Origin of the sequence: Kitasatospora sp. NPDC007106 (assembly GCF_040634455.1) — a bacterium.
In the GTDB taxonomy this organism is placed as follows: domain Bacteria; phylum Actinomycetota; class Actinomycetes; order Streptomycetales; family Streptomycetaceae; genus Kitasatospora; species Kitasatospora arboriphila.
Genome location: NZ_JBEYFP010000914.1, coordinates 1 through 2,224, shown reverse-complemented (window position 1 = coordinate 2,224; position 2,224 = coordinate 1). Strand labels below are relative to the sequence as shown.

At 75.4% G+C, this 2,224-nt stretch carries 3 protein-coding genes; 2 read left to right on the top strand and 1 reads right to left on the bottom strand.

Features of this window, described 5'->3' with window-relative positions; genetic code table 11:
- The coding region (locus ABZ641_RS33975) for an amidase family protein (RefSeq protein ID WP_359988150.1) at positions 1-1,013 on the top strand (1,013 nt) is incomplete at its 5' end.
- Between the two features lie 115 nt (positions 1,014-1,128).
- A complete protein-coding gene (locus ABZ641_RS33970; protein WP_344621617.1) occupies positions 1,129-1,401 on the top strand; it encodes a hypothetical protein in 273 nt (90 codons plus the stop codon).
- 24 nt (positions 1,402-1,425) lie between these two features.
- On the opposite strand, the gene ABZ641_RS33965 is transcribed toward ABZ641_RS33970, so the two are convergent.
- Positions 1,426-2,109: a GntR family transcriptional regulator gene (locus ABZ641_RS33965; protein ID WP_359988152.1), complete on the bottom strand. Its 684-nt coding sequence runs from the start codon at positions 2,107-2,109 to the stop codon at positions 1,426-1,428.
- Between the last annotated feature and the right edge of the window lie 115 nt (positions 2,110-2,224).

The following is a 2,224-nucleotide window of genomic DNA, read 5'->3' as shown; positions in this document are numbered from 1 at the left end:
GCCCCGGCCCCTGGCGGATCGCCGTCCCGGCCGCCGCCCGGCTGGGCACCCTCGCCGACGGCTGGGCGGTGGCCTTCACCGCGGCGGCCGACCGGTTCGCCGCGGCCGGGGCCGACCTGCGCGACCTCGACCTCACCCCCTTCGACCGGGTGGCGGCGATGCTGTACGCGGGCGCATTCGTGGCCGAACGGTACACGGCGGTGGGCGAGTTCGTGGACGCCCTGGCGGAGAAGGGCGGCGACGGCCTCGACCCGGTGGTGGCCGGCATCATCGGCGCCGCCCGTGACCTCCCCGCCCACCGGCTCTACGCCGACCTCGCCGAACTGGACCGGCTGCGGGCCCTCGCGCTGGCCCAACTCGGCGACGCGGACGCCCTGCTGCTGCCCACCACCACCTGGCACCCGACCTTCGCGGAGGTCACCGCCGACCCGGTCGGCGGCAACGCCCGGCTCGGCCGGTTCACCAACTCGGCCAACCTGCTGGGCCTCTGCGCGGTCGCGGTACCGGCGGGCACCGTCCGGGGGCTGCCCTTCGGCGTGATGCTGGTCGGCCGGGCCGACACCGAGGCGCGGCTCTGCACCCTGGCCCGGCTGCTCACCGAACCCCCCGTCCGGCTGGCGGTGTTCGGCGCCCACCTCACCGGCCAGCCCCTCAACGGCCAGCTCACCGCCCTGGGCGGCCGGTTCTGCGGCGAGGTGGCGACGGCCCCGGTCTACCGCCTGTACGCCCTGGACACCGTCCCGCCCAAGCCCGGCCTCGTCCGGGTCGAGGCGGACGGCGCCGCCGTCGCCGGCGAACTCTGGGAGCTCCCGGCCGCCGGCCTCGGCACCCTGCTGGCCGCCCTCCCCCACCCCATGGCCCTCGGCCCCGTCGACCTCGCCGACGGCACCCGCACCCCCGGCTTCCTCTGCGAACCCGCCGCCCTCACCGGAGCCGAGGACATCACCCGCACCGGAAGCTGGCGCTCCTACCTAGGCGCTCCAGCAGGGGCGCGGGGAACTGCGCACCCCTGATCCGGCCGTGCGCACGGACCGGCCCGCCCCACCCGACCTCCCAAGAGCCCCGCACCTGACTTGCCCCGAATCGGCCCGGGATGTGAAGGTGTCGTGCACTTGCAAGGAGGTAGCCATGATCGCTGGCCCTGGCTTCTGGGATCAGGAGATCGAGCGGGCGGGCTGGTCGCGCGCGCTGTCGGCCGGCCCCGCCGATTTCCCGGAGATCACGGGGCGCAGCCGGGTCTGGGGCCGGAACTGCTACGTCCGCGGGCGGGACCGGCTGGTCATCGAGTGGTCGGACCAGGTGACGATAGCCGCGGCCCTCCTGAACGGCCGGCCGTGCCCGCTGGGCTCACCGGAGGACCTGTCCAAGGCCATAGCGCAGGACCACCGCCCCGGCTGGTGACCCTCCCGGCGCAGGCCGGGCGTCTCAGCGGGCGCGGAGCCGCAGCGGCTCCTCCTCCTCGGCGGGGGCTTCGAGTCCGGCCGCCCAGAGCGAGCGGACGTGGCCGAGGTGGCGGGCCATGCACTCCTCGGCGGCCTCGGCGTCGCCGGCGATCATCAGGTCGAGCAGTTCGAGGTGCTCCTCGGCACTGGAGACGAGTTCGCCGCGCTGGTCGAGCCGGGTGAGGCCGTACAGCCGGGACCGCTTGCGGAGGTCGCCGACGGTCTCGACGAGCCGGGCGTTGCCGGCGAGGCCGAGCAGGCCGAGGTGGAAGCGGCGGTCGGCCTCCAGGTAGGCGATGAGGTCGTGCTCGCGGGCGGCGGCGACGATGGCCTCGGCCTCGGGGCGGAGGGCTTCGAGCTGGTCGCGGGTGGCGGTGCGGGTGACCCGTCCGACGGTGGGGACCTCGATCAGGGCGCGGATCTCGGTGAACTCGTCGAGGTCGCGTTCGCTGAGTTCGGTGACCCGGAATCCCTTGTTGCGGACGGCTTCGACCAGGCCCTCGCGGGCGAGGTCGAGCATGGCCTCGCGCACGGGGGTGGCGGAGACGCCGAAGTCGGCGGCGAGGGCGGGCGCCGAGTAGACGACGCCGGGGCGCAGCTCGCCGGAGATCAGGGCCGCGCGCAGGGCGTGGGCGACCTGGTCGCGCAGTCTCTCCTGGACGGAGATGAGGGCGCGGGGCTTGAGGGGCCGGCGTCTGCGGGCTGGCGCAGATCACCGCGCGCTACTGGCTGTCGCAGGGCCGGGAGATCCCGCGCGACGAGGCCGTCCGGCTGGTCGCCAG

Bases quoted from the DNA above. Each gene is read 5' to 3' on its own strand.
- ABZ641_RS33970 (WP_344621617.1), top strand. From the start codon at position 1,129: ATGATCGCTGGCCCTGGCTTCTGGGATCAGGAGATCGAGCGGGCGGGC.